Origin of the sequence: Synechococcus sp. OH20 (genome assembly GCF_047502685.1) — a bacterium.
Lineage (GTDB): Bacteria > Cyanobacteriota > Cyanobacteriia > Thermostichales > Thermostichaceae > Thermostichus.
The window spans coordinates 1-14,970 of sequence record NZ_JANSIQ010000016.1 but is presented as its reverse complement, the minus strand read 5'-3'; the positions used below and the strand labels follow the sequence as shown (position 1 = coordinate 14,970).

At 61.8% G+C, this 14,970-nt stretch carries 13 protein-coding genes and 1 tRNA gene; 10 read left to right on the top strand and 4 right to left on the bottom strand.

The genetic code is table 11. The annotated features are described in order from the left end of the window. Positions 1 to 106 precede the first annotated feature (106 nt). Positions 107 to 1,633, bottom strand: coding sequence for a hypothetical protein (locus tag NW826_RS04035; RefSeq protein WP_414509499.1), 1,527 nt, complete (start codon positions 1,631 to 1,633; stop codon positions 107 to 109). A 93-nt stretch (positions 1,634 to 1,726) separates the two neighbouring features. Here NW826_RS04035 and NW826_RS04030 point away from each other — a divergent pair, with 93 nt between their 5' ends. From NW826_RS04030 to NW826_RS04020, 3 genes are all read left to right on the top strand, one after another. Continuing rightward, positions 1,727 to 2,686 (top strand): YgfZ/GcvT domain-containing protein, encoded by a 960-nt coding sequence (locus NW826_RS04030; protein WP_414333624.1) that lies wholly within the window; start codon positions 1,727 to 1,729, stop codon positions 2,684 to 2,686. A 534-nt stretch (positions 2,687 to 3,220) separates the two neighbouring features. Then, positions 3,221 to 3,634, top strand: coding sequence for a PH domain-containing protein (locus NW826_RS04025; protein ID WP_414333622.1), 414 nt, complete (start codon positions 3,221 to 3,223; stop codon positions 3,632 to 3,634). 18 nt (positions 3,635 to 3,652) lie between these two features. Then, positions 3,653 to 4,864, top strand: a complete 1,212-nt coding sequence (locus tag NW826_RS04020) for a glycosyltransferase (RefSeq protein ID WP_414509498.1) — start codon at positions 3,653 to 3,655, stop codon at positions 4,862 to 4,864. Here NW826_RS04020 and NW826_RS04015 read toward each other — a convergent pair. Further along, the gene (locus NW826_RS04015) at positions 4,858 to 6,453 is read right to left on the bottom strand and encodes a hypothetical protein (RefSeq protein ID WP_414509497.1); all 1,596 of its coding nucleotides are present in this window, start codon (positions 6,451 to 6,453) and stop codon (positions 4,858 to 4,860) included. The two genes, NW826_RS04020 and NW826_RS04015, sit on opposite strands and share 7 nt — an antisense overlap. A gap of 166 nt (positions 6,454 to 6,619) precedes the next feature. Here NW826_RS04015 and NW826_RS04010 point away from each other — a divergent pair, with 166 nt between their 5' ends. Next, complete coding sequence (locus NW826_RS04010) at positions 6,620 to 7,036, top strand: hypothetical protein (protein WP_414333616.1); 417 nt, start codon at positions 6,620 to 6,622, stop codon at positions 7,034 to 7,036. Positions 7,037 to 7,078: 42 nt separating this feature from the next. Here the strand turns inward: NW826_RS04010 and panB are convergent, their stop codons facing one another. Beyond that, entirely contained in the window at positions 7,079 to 7,864 is a 786-nt protein-coding gene (gene panB / locus NW826_RS04005) for a 3-methyl-2-oxobutanoate hydroxymethyltransferase (protein ID WP_414333614.1), read from the bottom strand. A gap of 120 nt (positions 7,865 to 7,984) precedes the next feature. On the opposite strand from panB, the gene NW826_RS04000 reads away from it, so the two are divergent. Both NW826_RS04000 and NW826_RS03995 read left to right on the top strand, forming a co-directional pair. After that, a tRNA-Ser gene (locus NW826_RS04000) sits at positions 7,985 to 8,071 on the top strand. 227 nt (positions 8,072 to 8,298) lie between these two features. Next, positions 8,299 to 9,048 (top strand): phycocyanobilin:ferredoxin oxidoreductase, encoded by a 750-nt coding sequence (locus tag NW826_RS03995; protein WP_414333613.1) that lies wholly within the window; start codon positions 8,299 to 8,301, stop codon positions 9,046 to 9,048. A 32-nt stretch (positions 9,049 to 9,080) separates the two neighbouring features. Here NW826_RS03995 and NW826_RS03990 read toward each other — a convergent pair whose 3' ends face one another. Further along, on the bottom strand, positions 9,081 to 9,908 hold the full coding sequence (locus tag NW826_RS03990; RefSeq protein ID WP_414509496.1) for a hypothetical protein: 828 nt from the start codon (positions 9,906 to 9,908) through the stop codon (positions 9,081 to 9,083). 425 nt (positions 9,909 to 10,333) lie between these two features. Between NW826_RS03990 and prmA the strand changes: the two genes are divergently transcribed. From prmA to NW826_RS03970, 4 genes are all read left to right on the top strand, one after another. Then, complete coding sequence (prmA, locus tag NW826_RS03985; RefSeq protein ID WP_414337713.1) at positions 10,334 to 11,269, top strand: 50S ribosomal protein L11 methyltransferase; 936 nt, start codon at positions 10,334 to 10,336, stop codon at positions 11,267 to 11,269. Next, positions 11,242 to 12,042, top strand: coding sequence for a 16S rRNA (uracil(1498)-N(3))-methyltransferase (locus NW826_RS03980; RefSeq protein ID WP_414509495.1), 801 nt, complete (start codon positions 11,242 to 11,244; stop codon positions 12,040 to 12,042). Before prmA ends, NW826_RS03980 begins: the two co-directional genes overlap by 28 nt. Before the next feature lie 95 nt (positions 12,043 to 12,137). Continuing rightward, positions 12,138 to 13,397 carry a histidine--tRNA ligase gene (gene hisS / locus NW826_RS03975; RefSeq protein WP_414509494.1) on the top strand — a complete coding sequence of 420 codons (1,260 nt, stop codon included), beginning with the start codon at positions 12,138 to 12,140 and terminating at the stop codon, positions 13,395 to 13,397. A gap of 6 nt (positions 13,398 to 13,403) precedes the next feature. Beyond that, complete coding sequence (locus tag NW826_RS03970; RefSeq protein WP_414333603.1) at positions 13,404 to 14,897, top strand: hypothetical protein; 1,494 nt, start codon at positions 13,404 to 13,406, stop codon at positions 14,895 to 14,897. Positions 14,898 to 14,970 lie beyond the last annotated feature (73 nt).

The following is a 14,970-nucleotide window of genomic DNA, read 5'->3' as shown; positions in this document are numbered from 1 at the left end:
GGGAGAGGGGCCGGGGGTGTTCGCGCTAGCGGCGCGGAGCGCTTGGGTCATCCCTCCGGGAGAGGGGCTGGGGGTGAGGGCAAAGAGCCCACAAGCCCAGGGATCCCTAAACAAACAATTGGCTGCGCTGTTCGACCCGCAAAGTTGGCCCCAAGGCATTGAGCAGCGAGACGCCGTAGCTACGGGTAATGATGCGGCTATCCAAAATGGCCACCCATCGGGTCGGCGAGCTGGAGTCTTGGCCCGCATGCAGGTTTTGCCGCAGGGGCGCGACGGCCCGTTGCAACTGGGCAGCGGCCACCGGCAAAAGGTACTGACGGAACCAGTCCTGCTGAGTGCGTTGCAGATGGTGCACCCGTCCGGCCACCCTGGGATCTTCCACAGAGGGAAAAGGCAAGGTGACGATGGCCAGCAGCTCCGGGCAGGGCAGGCTGGCCTTGTGGTGCAGCCAGTGGAGCCAGTCGCAGACCAAGATCCCTCTTTCTCCCGGAGATAGGCTGTTCACCCGCACCCGCGAGCCGAATTCGGCGGCCAAAGCCGCACCCACCTGTGCCTGCAGGGGCCGATCCGATACCAACACCGCCACAAAGCCTTGCGTCTGAGGGATCAGCTTTTTCAGCTCTTGCAGCAGGTGATCTCGAAATAGAGGGTTGTTGGGCAAAGGCAGGCGCGGCAAGTAGAGGCAAAGCTCCGCCTCGCCGGAACGTGACCAACTTTCGCCTGAGGCAAATCGCAACGGCGTCAGATCCGGCAAGCCCAACCGTTGCCGATAGGTTGCTGCCTGACGATCCAGATCCAGCGCTTCCCCAATAATGACCACCGGCTGTGTGGCCCAAATGGGTGCCAGCCGATCGTGCAGAGCTGTCGGGCTGTGGTGAAGGGTGAGGCGACCGGTTTCTCGGTCGGTTTCCGCCCACCAGATCCAACTGGAAACAGGATCCCTGAGCCGCCGGCGGATCTGATCCCAAGGATCCGGCAACCAGCCGGGGTGGCCCACCAGCAAAGACAGCGCAGCATCCAGGTGAACCTGTTCATCCGCATGCAGCAGGCAGCGGCAAAGCGGTCGCCGCAAAAGCCGCAGAGCCAAATTGACCTGCGCCTGAGAAAGCTGCTCAGCTTCGGCGGGGAAGATCTGCCGGAGCTGCTGCCAGTGGCTGGCTTCCAGGGTCACCGTCAGCGCTTGGTAGGCCCAATCTTCCAAGTCTTCGGCTCCATCGAGGATCAGAGGGATCCGCGTTGGCACTTCCGAGGTATCTTTTCTCAGGCGAGCCTGCAGCCAATCCAGGGGATCCACCAACAGCAGCCCCCGAAAATCGGGCTCCGGCCAGCGGTCTTTTTGCAGGACGGGCTTGTGCAACTGCAGGGTCTGTTGTAGCCAGGGGATCTCTTCCCCCAAGATTTGCGCCTGCACGGGCGCCGGAGCGCAGAGCAACGTGGCATCCGGCCACATCAGAGCCGGCAGCAGATAACTGAGGCGGTGCTGGCCCCCAGCAGGCACCTGAATCAAGGTGCTGCGACCCAACCGCAGCCCCCGCGCCACCATGCGGGCCATCGTCAACTGATGGGGCCACACAGCTTCGGGAGACTGCCGCAAAAGCTGCCGCAACTGTTGGTGAACCTCAACTTCGATCACAATCAGTACACCGGGGGTCTGCCACAGACGATAGGGTGAACTAGCCTATTCTAGGGTAGGAAAGAAAGCCAAATCCTATCTTTGGGGTGAGCGATGTCTGTCACACGGACGGGATCCCTGCTGTTGGATCGCTCTGACTGGGGCCGCCTGCGCCTGCAAGGATCCCCGGGCTTGGATTATTTGCACAGCCAGAGCACGCAAGATCTGAAAGCCCTTAAGCCCGGCCAAGGGGCGGATACGGTTTTCGTGACCTCCACCGCCGGCATTCTGGATTTGGCAACGGTGTACGTGGAAGAAGCAGACTGCTGGATCTGGACTTCACCCCAGCGGCGCAGCCTGCTGATGCAGAATTTGGGGCGTCTGTTGCCCTTTGTGCGGGGGGCAAAGTTGGAAGATGAGACCGACCAGACCTTTGGCTTTGGGTTAATCGGCCCGCAGAGCCAGGCCCTCTTGGAGCAGGTGGTGGGCCCAGAAGGGATCCCAACCAGACCTTATGAGCACCGCCGCGTGGAGATCCAAGGGATCCCTGTCCATCTGGCTTGTGGCACGGGCCTTGCCCAGCCGGGATTTACCCTCTGGGGGGCTAGCGAACACAAAGCTGCCCTTGCCGAGCGCCTGCTCCAAGCCGGAGCGGAGCTGGCCCCACCTGAACTTTGGGAAGTCCTGCGCCTGGAGGCCGGTCGCCCCGCCGCCGACCGAGAACTCACCCCCGACTACAACCCCTTGGAAGCTGGTCTGTGGCACGCCATTTCCCTCTCCAAAGGGTGCTACATCGGCCAGGAAGTCTTGGCCAAGCAAGTGACCTACAAACGCATCCGCCAAACTCTGTGGGGGATCCGCGTCCAAGGAGAAGTCCTGCCCGGCACAGCGATTTTGCGGCAGGGGGAAAAGATTGGGCTGCTGACCAGTGCCGGCCCCGCTGCAGCGGGATCCCTGGGATTGGGATATGTGCGCACCAAGTTCGAGCCTGCCGAAGGCTTGCCAGTGGAAGTAGGCCCTGTGCCAGGGATCCTCACCCGCCTGCCCTTTCTGAGCTTTCCGCCTGTTGTTTAACCTTCGAGGAGTTCAGCAGGGAGCTCCAAGTCCCGCGCTCTGCCCAAACGGTGAACGTCGAGATACCTGGACTCTGGCATTCCCCCTGGCACGCTAGGCCAACAAAGGGGTTGAGCCAGACCATAATAGTCATTTCATCATTTCAAAAATTTCAAAATAGTCATTTCAAATAGCAACGTTTCTCTACGTTGCCACGCAACGCTGTCGCGACTGCGTTGCTCTAACTCCCCTCTCCCTTTGGGAGAGGGGCTGGGGGTGAGGGTTGGGGGTGAGGGCCTGCGGCAGCGCGGAGCGCTTGGGTCAGTGGCAAAGTGTCTTAATCTTGTCATACTTTGCCGCAGACCTCAATGCCATTGGGCGGGTTGGGAAGTGCCCCGGGACAGCTAAGGGAAACTCCATCGTTGGCAATGGCCGGAAAAGCCCAACAGGGATGTGGGAAAGCCGGCGCCGTACCGCTTGCAGTCGGTGACGGGAGAATGTCACGATTGTTTTTAGGATCGTTCGGGTTGACGCGGGGCAGCAAGTGAGCTGGACATGGCTATAAAAGAAGAGGTTTTTTTTGAGGGTGGCCCTCACAGTGGCGATTTGGTGTTGAACTCCTTCATCGGGGCCACGCTGGTCGGCCTGCCTTTGTTTGTGGGAGCACTGGTGCGCAAGCTCTGGGTACACTACCGGATTACCAGTCGCCGCATCACGGTGATCGGCGGCTGGGGCGGCAAGGAGCGCTCTGACGTGATCTACAGCGAGATCGCCAAGGTGGTCATCGTGCCACGGGGCTTGGGCGTCTGGGGAGATATGGTGCTCACCCTCAAGGATGGCAGCCGCTTGGAGATGCGGGCCCTGCCTCGCTTCCGCGAAATTTACAACTATATCAACGAGCGGATCGACGAAAAAGCCAAGCAGGTGAGCGGCCCGATTGGCCAAAAACGCCGTCTTGTCAAGTCCTGACCGTGCCTATCCCTTCCCGTGGCCGTCGTCCCCACTCTCCCAAGCCGGGATCCTACCTGGCCTGAGCGCCTGGCGCTGGTGCACGAGTACCTGATCTGGCCAGGAGGATCGGAAAAGGTTTTGCAGGAGCTGCTGACCTTTGCTCCGCAGGCACCTCTGTACGTCAGCCTTTTTTCGGCTCACACTTTGCCGCCGACTTGGCAGAAGCTGTCGATTCACACTTCTTTTCTGCAGGGCTGGGCCAGGTGGCTGGGGGTGCTGCGCCGCAACTACCATGGTCGCCTCAAGTATCTGCTGCCCTGGATGCCCTTGGCCTACGAGAGCTTCGATTTCTCCGCCTATGACTGTGTGATCTCCAGCAGCCATGCCTTTGCCAAAGGGATCCTGACAGGGGCCTCAACGCTGCACCTGAGCTACATCCACAGCCCCACCCGCTATCTCTGGGAAAACCGGGAACTCTACCTGGAACGGGCGGGGATGCGGGCCCTACGTCCTACTTATGCGATCAGCCAATGGCTTTTGCACCGCTTGCGCCAGTGGGATTTTGTGGCGGCCCAACGGCCAGATCTGTTGATCGCCAACTCGCAGCACATCCGCCGCCGCATCGCCAAGCTCTACCGCCGCGAGGCGGTCGTTATCTATCCGCCGGTGCCGCTGCAGGGGTTCGAGCCGGTGGCGGATCCCAGAGCCGACTACGACCTGGTGGCGGGGCGGTTGGTGCCCTACAAACGGGTGGATCTGGCCATTGCGGCCTGTGAACGGCTGGGCCGCCGCCTGCTGATCGTGGGGGAAGGGCCGGAGCTGCCGCGACTTCAGCAACTGGCAGGGCCACGAGTCGAGTTTTTACCCCACCAGCCCCAAGACCGTCTGCAGGAGCTGCTGGCCCACTGCCGGGTGCTGCTGTTCCCGTGGGAGGAAGATTTTGGCCTGGTGCCGGTGGAGGCACAAGCCTGTGGCCGCCCCGTGGTCGCTCTCGACCGAGGCGGCACCCGCGAGACCGTCGTCCACGGCCAAACTGGGATCCTCGTTCCCGAGGCTAGCGTGGAAGCGTTGGTGGAAGGGCTGCGCCAGGCAGATCGTCGGGAATGGGATCCGCAACAGATTCGCGCCCACGCCCTGCAATTTGCCCCGCAGCGATTCCATGCCCAACTGGGATCCCTGCTGCGCTGGGCCTGGCCCCGTTTTCAGGCGGGAGAGCCGCTGCATCCCCGAGAATGGAGCGCTCAGTAGAGCCGCCGCTGCACAAAAGCCGGCAACTCGATGCGGCTGCGACTACCCCCTTCTCCCCCGGCCCGTGCAGAGGCCAAGGCGGAGCGTCTTAGGAGCTTTTCCGCCCGATCCTGCCGTTCCTCGAGGGTCAGAGTCGGGATCCCGCCGGCGGGCGTTCTCCCAGTTGTGGGGCGGACGGTGGTTGGGGAGGGAGCAGGCTGCTCAGGCGCCCGTTCCTGGTCGGGCCAGCGGTGCGCAGCACCAACCGGACGGCCAGACCTGGCCTCGACAGCCGCAGGTTGAGAGGGAGCCGACTGCCGCAGGGCGGCCAGTTGCTCCTCCAGCTCCTGGTTACGCTGCAGCAATAGGGCCACCTCTTTTTCCTGAGTTTGCGCGTAGGCGTGGGCCTGCACACACTCGGTTTTCAAAGCCATCACCTGCTGCTGCAACTTCTCGATCTGTTTTTGGCTGACCAGATGGTGGGCCTCGGCCAGTTCCCGCCCTCGCCGGAGTTCCTCCAGGGTTTCTCGAGTGGGTCGCTGGTCCAGCTCTTGCATAAGCTGATCCCGCTCGGCCCGCAGGGCGTCGAGCTCACGGGTGAGAGCCCGCACCTGCTCTTCTAGGGTTAGGATCCGCTGGGCCTGCAGAGGCTCCACCTCGCCGCTGGGATCCACCGCGGCTGCTGCCGAGGGTGGCTCTTGGCGCAAGGCCTGGAGTTCTGCTTCCAGCCTGGCAATTTGCTGGGCCTGCTCCGCCTGCCGCTGCTGGCTCTGCTGTAACTCTTCCAGGAGAGTGGCCCGCTCCGCTTTGGCAAAAGAGGCTTGTTGGCGCAGGTGCTCCAGCTCCGCTTGCAGGCGCGCCCACTGCTCCGGGGTAGGGCGTTCCTCCAACTGGCAAATCTGCTGCCGGGCCGTGGCCAGCTCGGCCTCGAGGTGGGCTTTTTCGCCCTCCAGATGGGTTTGCAGACGTTGCCACTCCGCTTCGGCCTGGCGGTGGGCAGCTTCCAGCTCCGTCCGCAGGGTTTCCAATTCCTGGGCAGAAGGCCGACCGGCCAGCTCCTGGATTTGCGCCTGCAACTGCGCCTTTTCCTCTTCCAGCTCTTGTACACGGAGCTGCAATTGGGCTTGTAAAAGCTGCACCTGCGGCAACTTGACGGCGTATTCCGCCAATTGGCCGGCCTGCTGTTTCAGCTCCAGGAGCTCCTGCTGCAGTTGGTAAAAGCGGGCCGGATCGACGCGCCGCTGCAATTCTGTCTTGAGGGTTTCGATTTCCGTCTGGCTGGTTTGCAACTGCTGCTGCAGAATGTGGTAGTGCTCCAGCGTTGGACGGCGCTCCATTTCCCACAGGAGATTCTGCAGTTCTTCGATGTGCTGTTGCTGCAGTTGAAAAGCCTCTAGGGTAGGACGTTGTGCCAGCCGCTCTCGCTCTTCTTGACACGCCTGCAAAGCTTGATCCCGCTCTTGAATCTGGGCCTGCGCTTCCAGCAGTTGACGTTCCAAGCGATGGGTACACTCAATCTGCTGCAACGACAGCGCCTCCGATTCTGCCAGGGATCGCTCCAGGCTGCGCACCCGCGCCCGCAAAGCCTTTAGCTCCTCTTCCCCTTCCATGACCACTGCTCGACAGGTTATGGGCCTTACTGTAGCAGATGGCCTGGGCGAAAATCCAGCTTGGCACTATATGTGGCGTAAATTTTTAGCTTTTTCCAAAACTGACGCTAAGCCTGTTGCCGCCGCTTCTATACTGGGGAGATGAGTTTTCGGGCTGAACTTTGTGATGAAGCTGGGATCCAAACCTTGGCTACTGCTGCTGGGTTTGCTGGGGACAACCCTGGCTAGTTGCGGTGCCGACGCGATCACCGCCAACACTCCTCTGCCACCTCTGATTACCAGCAGCGACATTCCGTCTGTAGTCAGCCGGGGCGGTTTTTTGGAGCTGGGGGTTTCCGTGTCGGTGCCGGGTCGGATCCCGGCGGAGCTGGCGTTTCAGGTGTCCTGGTCGGGGATCGAGGTTCAGACGCTATCGGCAGCCCAAGTCAATTGTGTGTCTGGAGAGGTGTCCTGTACAACCCGCTTCCGCATTCGCCCCCCCCTGAGCTTGACGCCCGGCTCCTACCTGCTCAGTTTGCGGGTCTTCGACCGGTTGGGGCAAAGTGCTGTGGTGAGCGGGACGGTGCTGGTGAGGGATCCCTGACAGAGGCTGCCAGCGGCCGCCCCAAGTTTGCAGGGGATCTCTTCAAGGGGGGGGAAACGCTTTGTTGTGGACATCCTCGGCGAACGCTTCCACTGCTTCTTGGATCGCCTGCCTCAAGTTGGCATAAGCCTTGGCAAAAGGTGGGATCCGCTCGCTCAGCCCCAGCAGGTCGTGGGTGACCAGAATCTGGCCGTCGCAGGCTGGCCCGGCCCCAATACCCAGGGTCGGGATCCCCACCTGGGCCGAGATTTGGGCAGCCAATTCCGCCGGCATGTGTTCCAGAACCAGGGCAAAGGCTCCGGCTTGCTCCAGGCTGAGGGCTTCCTGCCGCAGGCGCTCAGCCTCTGGAGTGGTTTTGCCCTGCTGGCGATAGCCCCCCAGTTGATGTTTGGCCTGCGGGGTGAGGCCGATATGGCCCAAAACTGGGATCCCTCGCTGTACGAGAAAGGCCACCGTTTCCACCATGTCGGGGTAGCCCCCCTCCAGCTTGACCCCGTTTACCCCTGCCTCCTTCATCAGCCGCCCTGCCGAGAGGAGAGCTTGTTCTTTGTGGACTTGATAGGTCAAAAAGGGCAAGTCGGCCACCAAAAAGGCCCGTTCCACCCCGCGACGCACCGCCTGGGCGTGGTGGATCATCTGTTCCAGGGTCAAGGGCAGAGTGCTGGTATACCCCAAGTTGGTCATGGCCAGGCTGTCGCCCACCAAGATCAAGTCGATGCCGGCCTGATCCAAAATCCGCGCCGTGGCGTAGTCGGCAGCCGTAAGGGCCACCAAGGGTTGGCCCGCCTGTTTGGCCTGGCGAAAGTGGTGAATGGATAGAGCAACCATATCCTCATGATCTCATCTGGGCTCCGCCGGTGCGGAGCACTTTCCCATCAACTGCATCCTGCGGGGGATTTGAGCAGGATAGCCGGTTTGCCGCTAAGATGGTAAAGCCCTATGCAGACTGGAAGGGTGACAGAGTGGTTGATTGTGACGCTCTCGAAAAGCGTTGTGACTGCAAGGTCACCGTGGGTTCGAATCCCACCCCTTCCGTCTTCGAGCAATCCAATGGCGCTCAACGCTGCCAACGCCTGGTAGGGTCAGCACCCGGCCCTCTCAACCTCCGCCAAAGCCCCCGGCAGCCCTGGACTGGCTGGGATCCCTTGCTTTGTTAAGTCCCACCTCAGCTTACTGAAACCTGGGTTTCAGGAAGGCACCTTTGGGGATTGGCCCGGCGGGGCTTCCGAGGACTTGTCGCTTAACCAGTCTTCTTGGCTCCCATGTTCACCGCCCCTGCTCTGCAAACCCAACTGCACCCCCTTATCCGGCGTCTCTGCGAGGCGATCCTAGAGATCTGGGGATCCCACCTCACCTTGGCTCCCTATGCCCTGCCGGAGGATCTGGGCTATGTGGAGGGCCGCCTAGAGGGGGAGAAATTGCAGATCGAAAACCGCTGCTACCAAGGGGATCCCTTTCGCAAGCTGCACCTGGAGCTGGCCCAGGCCGGGCAAAGCCTGGATATTCTCCACTGCGTCATGTTTCCGCAGCCGCAGTACCCGCTGCCGCTGTTTGGCTGTGATATTGTGGCCGGCCGCGGCCAGGTGAGCGCCGCCATCGTCGATCTCTCGCCGGTCACCCCCACTTTGCCGGATCCCTATGTCCAAGAGCTGGAAGCTTTGGGAGCTCATCTCGCCCCTTTCCAAAACCGGCGCCAGTTGCCGCCGTGGGGGACGATTTTTTCCCCTTACTGTCTGTTTATCCGGCCCGGCGATGAGGCGGAAGCCGACCGCTTTTTGGATTTCGCCTGCCGTTATCTGGAAATCCACTGCCGGCTGGCGCAACAGCTCCCCCCGCAGACGGATCCCGCACAGATCCTGGCCCACTACCAAGGGCAGCAGCGCTACTGCAGCCAGCAACAGCAAAACGACCGCACCCGCCGCGTTCTAGAAAAAGCTTTTGGCCCCGCCTGGGCCGAGCGCTACATGAGCACCGTCCTTTTTGACTTGCCCCCCAGTCCTATGCCCATCTAGTGCCGTTCGCGCTACTCGAACGGAGTCCTTATCTAGACGGGATCCCCTTGCAGCCGCTGCCGGATGCTCAACGCCAATTTTTGCCCTAGGAACTCTGGCATGGTTGGAGTTGCATCCGGCCCCAGCAAGTAGAAAATGAAGCGCGTCTGCTTGCGGCGGAGCATCAGATTGAGGTTAACCACAGTCAAATCCTCCTGCGCCAGAGCGGTCATCACCCGGTAAAACACGCCCGGCTGGTTGTCCACATCCACCAACAGCGTGGGCAGATGAAACACCGGGTCAAAATAAAAAGAAACCTGGGTGTCTTTCAAGCCGGCCTTGAGATCAAACTCCAGCGCCAAGGTTTCATGAACGGGAAACACTCCTGCCAAGCACTCGTGAATAGCCCGTTCTAGGTTGAGCTTGGTTTGGGCAGAAAGGCTGTGGCCATCGCGGGAGACAGTGACCCGAATAAAAACCAAGTGGGGTGCGTAGATCTGCCCGTAGAGATGGATGCCGTGTACCGAGAGATTGAATGCCGTGAGCACCCCAAACAGGTCGCTGAGCAGAGAAGGTCGGTTGCGATAGGCCAGACAAACCACCGTCTTGCCGCGCTCGTCCTGCATCTGTACCACGGCCTTGCGGGTTTGGTAGAGGGCATAGGCCAAGCGCAGATTTTGGGCCTGCACCTCGCTGCTGACAAACTGGCTATAAAAAGGCGGAAAGCTCTGGTTGAAGCGCTGCATGAGAGCCGTTCGCGTCAGCGGGACGGAGTCCTTGTGAGTGCTGACTTTGAGCGGCTGGGGATCCTCATGGGCAGCCCTTTCCCCTCTGGCAAGAGGAGCCACCTTCGGCTGCTGCGCTGACTGCTCGGTTGACATCGGCCTTGCCACCTGCATTGCTCCTTCTCCATCGTTCCTCAACACGCCCTAACCCAACCCCATCTATCCGTAAAATCACTGGGGCTCGAAGTGAACGTCAACGCTGTACCCAATTCTTGTTCAATACTTTTTGATTTAATCTATCTCATAAGGCTGAGCTGGACATCCAAGGAACCGCTGAGGGCCATCCCCCAATTGGGGGGAGTTGATCCCTGCGTCGCTGCTGAGCCAACAGCGTGCGCCTTCAAATCCCAGATTAACCAGGAACAATGGGGCAGGCTCTTAAAGCCTAAACGATGAATTGAGGGGAGGGCTCCAATTTCTGATGTAGAGTGCTGTATTAAGTGCTAGCCTGCTGGCGACTTGGATCACTATTCTGTTAGCCAACATTTCGGTTTTCCTTAGGTTTGTTGAAGGGATCCCTAGTGAGCACGACCGTTGCCAACCTCAGCCCGCTCTCGCCTGCCCAAGGGCCGGATCCGGCTGGGGCCTGGTGGGATCTCAACATCATTGCTGCCCCTGCCCAGGAGGATCAGATCTTTTGGCGGCTGGAGAGCTTTGGCTGTCAGGGCATGGCCAGCCAGGCCTACGGCGAAGATCGAATCAGCATTCACGCCTATTTGCCCTGGTTCCGCGCCACGCTTCTGGATTTGGCGGCTCTGGCGCTGCGCCTGCGGCAAGACGCCCTTGTTGCCGGCCAGCCCCTTCCCAAACTGCGCTGGGAACGCATAGAGGCAGAGGATTGGAGCAACAGTTGGAAGCAGCACTGGCAGCCCGAACCGGTCGGGGACAAGCTGCTCATCTGTCCGGCCTGGCTGGATCCACCCCCCCACCCCGGTCGTCTCTTGTTGCGGCTGGATCCGGGCATGGCCTTTGGCACGGGCACGCACCCCACCACCCAGCTCTGTCTGGAGTCTTTGGAGATGCGCCTGGAGAGCGGGGATCCCCTGGCGGTGACGGTGGCCGATGTAGGCTGTGGCTCGGGCATTTTGTCGGTGGCGGCGGCTCTTTTGGGGGCAAAGCGGGTGTTTGCGGTGGACATCGACCCGCTGGCGGTGCAGGCCACGCTCCAGAACCGGGATCTCAACGGCCTGACGGATCGCATTGTGGTGGCTCAAGGCAGCCTGGAGCATATTCCCGAGGTGGTGGACGGGCTGGTGTGCAACATCTTGACGGACGTGATCTTGGATATGATCCCGGAGTTTGGCCTGGTGGTGAAAAAGGGGGGATGGCTGATCCTCAGCGGTATCCTCATCGAGCAGGCCAAGTTGGTGGCGGAGATGTTGGAGGCCAATGAATGGGTGGTGGCAGCCCTCTGGCGACGGGGGGAGTGGTGCTGTCTGAACGCACGCACGACCTGAGTTCCCTGCCCCGCCTGGCCATCGACCCGGCGCAGCGGGATCCCGCGGGTGGGCTGCATTTGACCAGCCCGCAGCGGCACTACCTACAGCGGGTGCGCCGCCTCAAGCCGGGGGATCCGTTCTTGGTGTTGGATGGCTCCGGCAAGCTGTGGCTGGCCCATTGGCAGCCGCAGGGATCCCAAATTGCGGGCGAGGTGGAGACGCTGCCGCGGGAGTTGCCCGTTTACCTGCATCTGGGCTTGGCGGTGGTCAAGGGGCCGGGGTTTGATGAGGTGTTTCGCCAGGTCACCGAGCTGGGGGCAGCACGCATTACTCCTCTGCTGACGGAGCGCACCGTGGTGGAGCCGGGATCTGGCCGGCGGGAACGCTGGCAGAAAATTGTGCAGGAGGCCGCCGAACAATGTGAGCGGCTGCGCTGGCCCCAGGTTGATCCCCCGACCCCTTGGACAAGTTGGCTGGCCGAGCTCAGGGCCGACTGGTGGGGTATAGCCGTCGCTCGAGAGAACGTCCCCCTGCTGGTGCAAGCCCTGCCGAAGCTGGGGATGCCGCAGAAGGAGCTCGTCCTGGCTATGGCCATCGGCCCAGAGGGGGGCTGGACAGTTGCCGAACGTCGGCAGGCCGAGGAACATGGGGGAGTACCGGTCTCTCTCGGCCCCACCATTTTGCGGGCCACCACCGCCGCTGTTGTTGCCGCCAGCCAAATTGCTACCCCCTACCTGGGCTGGGATCTGCTTCCGCTCCTCGAACGGCATCCTCGCTCTGGGCGAGCTTAGCCTGTCTTGTTAGCAGTGCGGAGCGCTGTCGTCGATAATTGATGGATGGATAACAACAATCGCCATTGGCGCGGCTCCAAAAAGGGAGAGCAGGCATGGAGATGATCCAGGCGGTGCGGGGCACCCGCGATATCCTGCCGCCGGAGGTGAGGCTGTGGCAGCGCGTGGAGGCCAGCGCCCGCGAGATCTTGGGGCGGGCCAACTACCAGGAGATCCGCACCCCGATTCTGGAGCTGACGGAACTCTTTGCCCGTAGCATTGGCAGCGCCACCGACGTGGTGGGCAAGGAGATGTTTTCCTTTAGCACCCGCGGCGAGCAGGAGGTGAGCCTGCGCCCCGAAAACACCGCCGGCGTGGTGCGGGCCTACATCCAGCACGGGTTGCAGGTGGCGGGCGATGTGCAGCGCCTCTGGTACTGTGGGCCCATGTTTCGCTACGAGCGTCCCCAGGCAGGGCGGCAGCGTCAGTTCCACCAGTTGGGGGTGGAGCTGCTGGGCAGCCGCGATCCCCGCGCCGATGCCGAGGTCATCGCCTTGGCCTGGGATCTGCTGCGGGCGGTGGGGGCGGAGAACCTCACCTTGCGGCTCAACTCCCTTGGGGATCCGCAGGATCGGCGGGCCTACCGCCAAGCCTTGGTGGACTACCTCACCCCCCTGAAGGAGGAGCTGGATCCCGACTCGCAGGAGCGCCTTGGCCGCAACCCGCTGCGCATCCTGGATAGCAAGGATCCCCGCACCCGTGCCATTGCCGAGAGGGCCCCCAAGCTGCCGGATTACCTCAGCGCCGACTCGCGGGCCTTCTTTGAGCAAGTGCAGGCCCATCTCCAAGCCCTAGACATCCCCTTTGAGCTGGATCCCTACCTGGTGCGCGGCTTGGACTACTACACCCACACCGCCTTTGAGATCATCTCGCCGGAGCTGGGATCCCAGAGCACCGTCTGCGGGGGCGGGCGCTACGACGGCCTGGTGGAAGAGCTGGGCGGGCCGCCGACCCCGGCGGTGGGCTGGGCCATCGGCCTGGAGCGGCTGGTGTTGCTGCTGCAGAAGAAGCAGCCAGAGGGGGTGGTAAGGCCGCTGGACATCTACGTGATCTCCCGCGGAGCCAAAGCCGAGGCTCAATCCCTTCAAATTGCCCAAGCCCTGCGCCAGGCCGGTTTTTGCACCGAGCTGGATCTCAGCGGCAGCGCCTTCAGCAAGCAGTTCAAACGGGCCAGCCGCGGCGGCGCCACTTGGGCTGTTGTGCTGGGAGATGCAGAAGCTGGGGCCGGAGAAGTGCAGCTCAAGCACTTGCCCACGGGGCAGCAGCAAACCCTCTTGCAAGCTGACCTGGTGAAGTATTTGGCGTCCCAGAGGTGATGAGCGATGTTGAGTTTTTGGGTGCGGCGCAACGGCCAAGAAGAGTGGCAGCCGGTACCAGCCGAGGGGGCCGTTCTAGAAGAGGACACCTACACCATCGTTGCCCGTTCCCCCCAGCCCCACTTCACCATTACGGTGGAAGTCCGACAGAATCCAGGATCCACTGCTGCCACTCCTGCGCAAATCCAAACCCGTTCAGTGCGCACCAACGAGGAAGGGATCGGCATCATTTTGCCGGCCACCCACCTCACCCCTGGCTTTTGGGAATTGCACTGTCGCGATGCCGATTTGATCGCCGAGCTGTTCGGTGAGACAGAGCTGAACAACTGCCTGCGTTTCCAGGTTGTGCCCGTCTCGGCTCAGCCGGAACCCGCAGCACCTTTGGCGGCCCAGCCAACGGGGCCCGAACCCTCTGCCCAGACCAAAGCGGCTGCCGTCCCACCAGAGCTGTTTTCCCTGATGCACAGCGAATTGGAGGGATCCCCCGATGAGGTGCTGGTGTTGACGGGGCGGATCGGCTGCAGCGGCGAGCTACGGGTACGGGTTTGGCAAGAAGGGGGAGAGAACCCAATTTTCCAAGGGCAACGGCTGATCCAATTTCCGGCAGAAGCTCGGACGGCGGTGTTCAGCATCCCCATCACTCTGCCGAGCCACGCTTGGCTCCAGCCTTTGCAGGGAGAACTGCGCCTCACCCCTTCCTCGTGGGGGGATCCCAACCGGCAACCCTTGACCATTCCTTTTTCCATCCGCTGCCGAAGCCAAGGTGGAGAGCTGCCTGCCTCCTCTTCGGGGATCCCACAGTTGCGGGAAGCCTCCCCCCAAGCTGCAAGCAGCAGTCCCGCCCCGACGCCAACCTTGCTGTCTCCGGAACGCACCCTGCAAAAGTTGTTGCGCATCTGGCAGCACAGCGCCCCAGAAGAAGACTCCACCCTGCGACGGGAGCGCGAGACCCCCTCTCCCGAGGACGATCCCCTGCAATCTGCTCAACCTCTGTCTGTTCGCGACCCTTGGACGGAGTCCCCAGCGGAGACGGCAGAGTTGCCTCCCTCACCTGCCCAAGCTGAGCCACCCTGCCTAGAGTCCGTCCTGCCAACGCAGGCACGGGCTGGGATCCCGGAGGGCTCTGGTCGCGTAAGCGGAACGGAGTCCTCAAACTCGCTTTGTCCCACTCCTCAACTGGTGGTGCCGGAGCAACTCCGAGCCGGAGACAACTTCGATGTGGTGTTGCGCTTGCCCCCCATGGCCGACCCTGCCGGATCGCCCCATCAAGCTCCTTTTTGGATCAAGTTTTGGGTGAAGCATGGCCGCACCCGCTCTTTGGTGGATGGGCCCCGTTGGTTGCTGGACTTCTCCCGCGACGACCAAGGGCAGTGGCAAGCCCTCACCCGCCTGACGATCCCTCCTGGCGTCCCCGAGCTGATCTTCGAGGCTTGGGCCGTCAGCCCGGATCGCCAGCAGCAGAGCGACCGCGTGACGGAGCGCCGCTCCATCTTGCCCTAGGTCGGGGTGATCTTGTGGCTTAACGTAAGGTGCGGAATTCCCCACCGTCTATACGGTGGGGATGGATAGCACC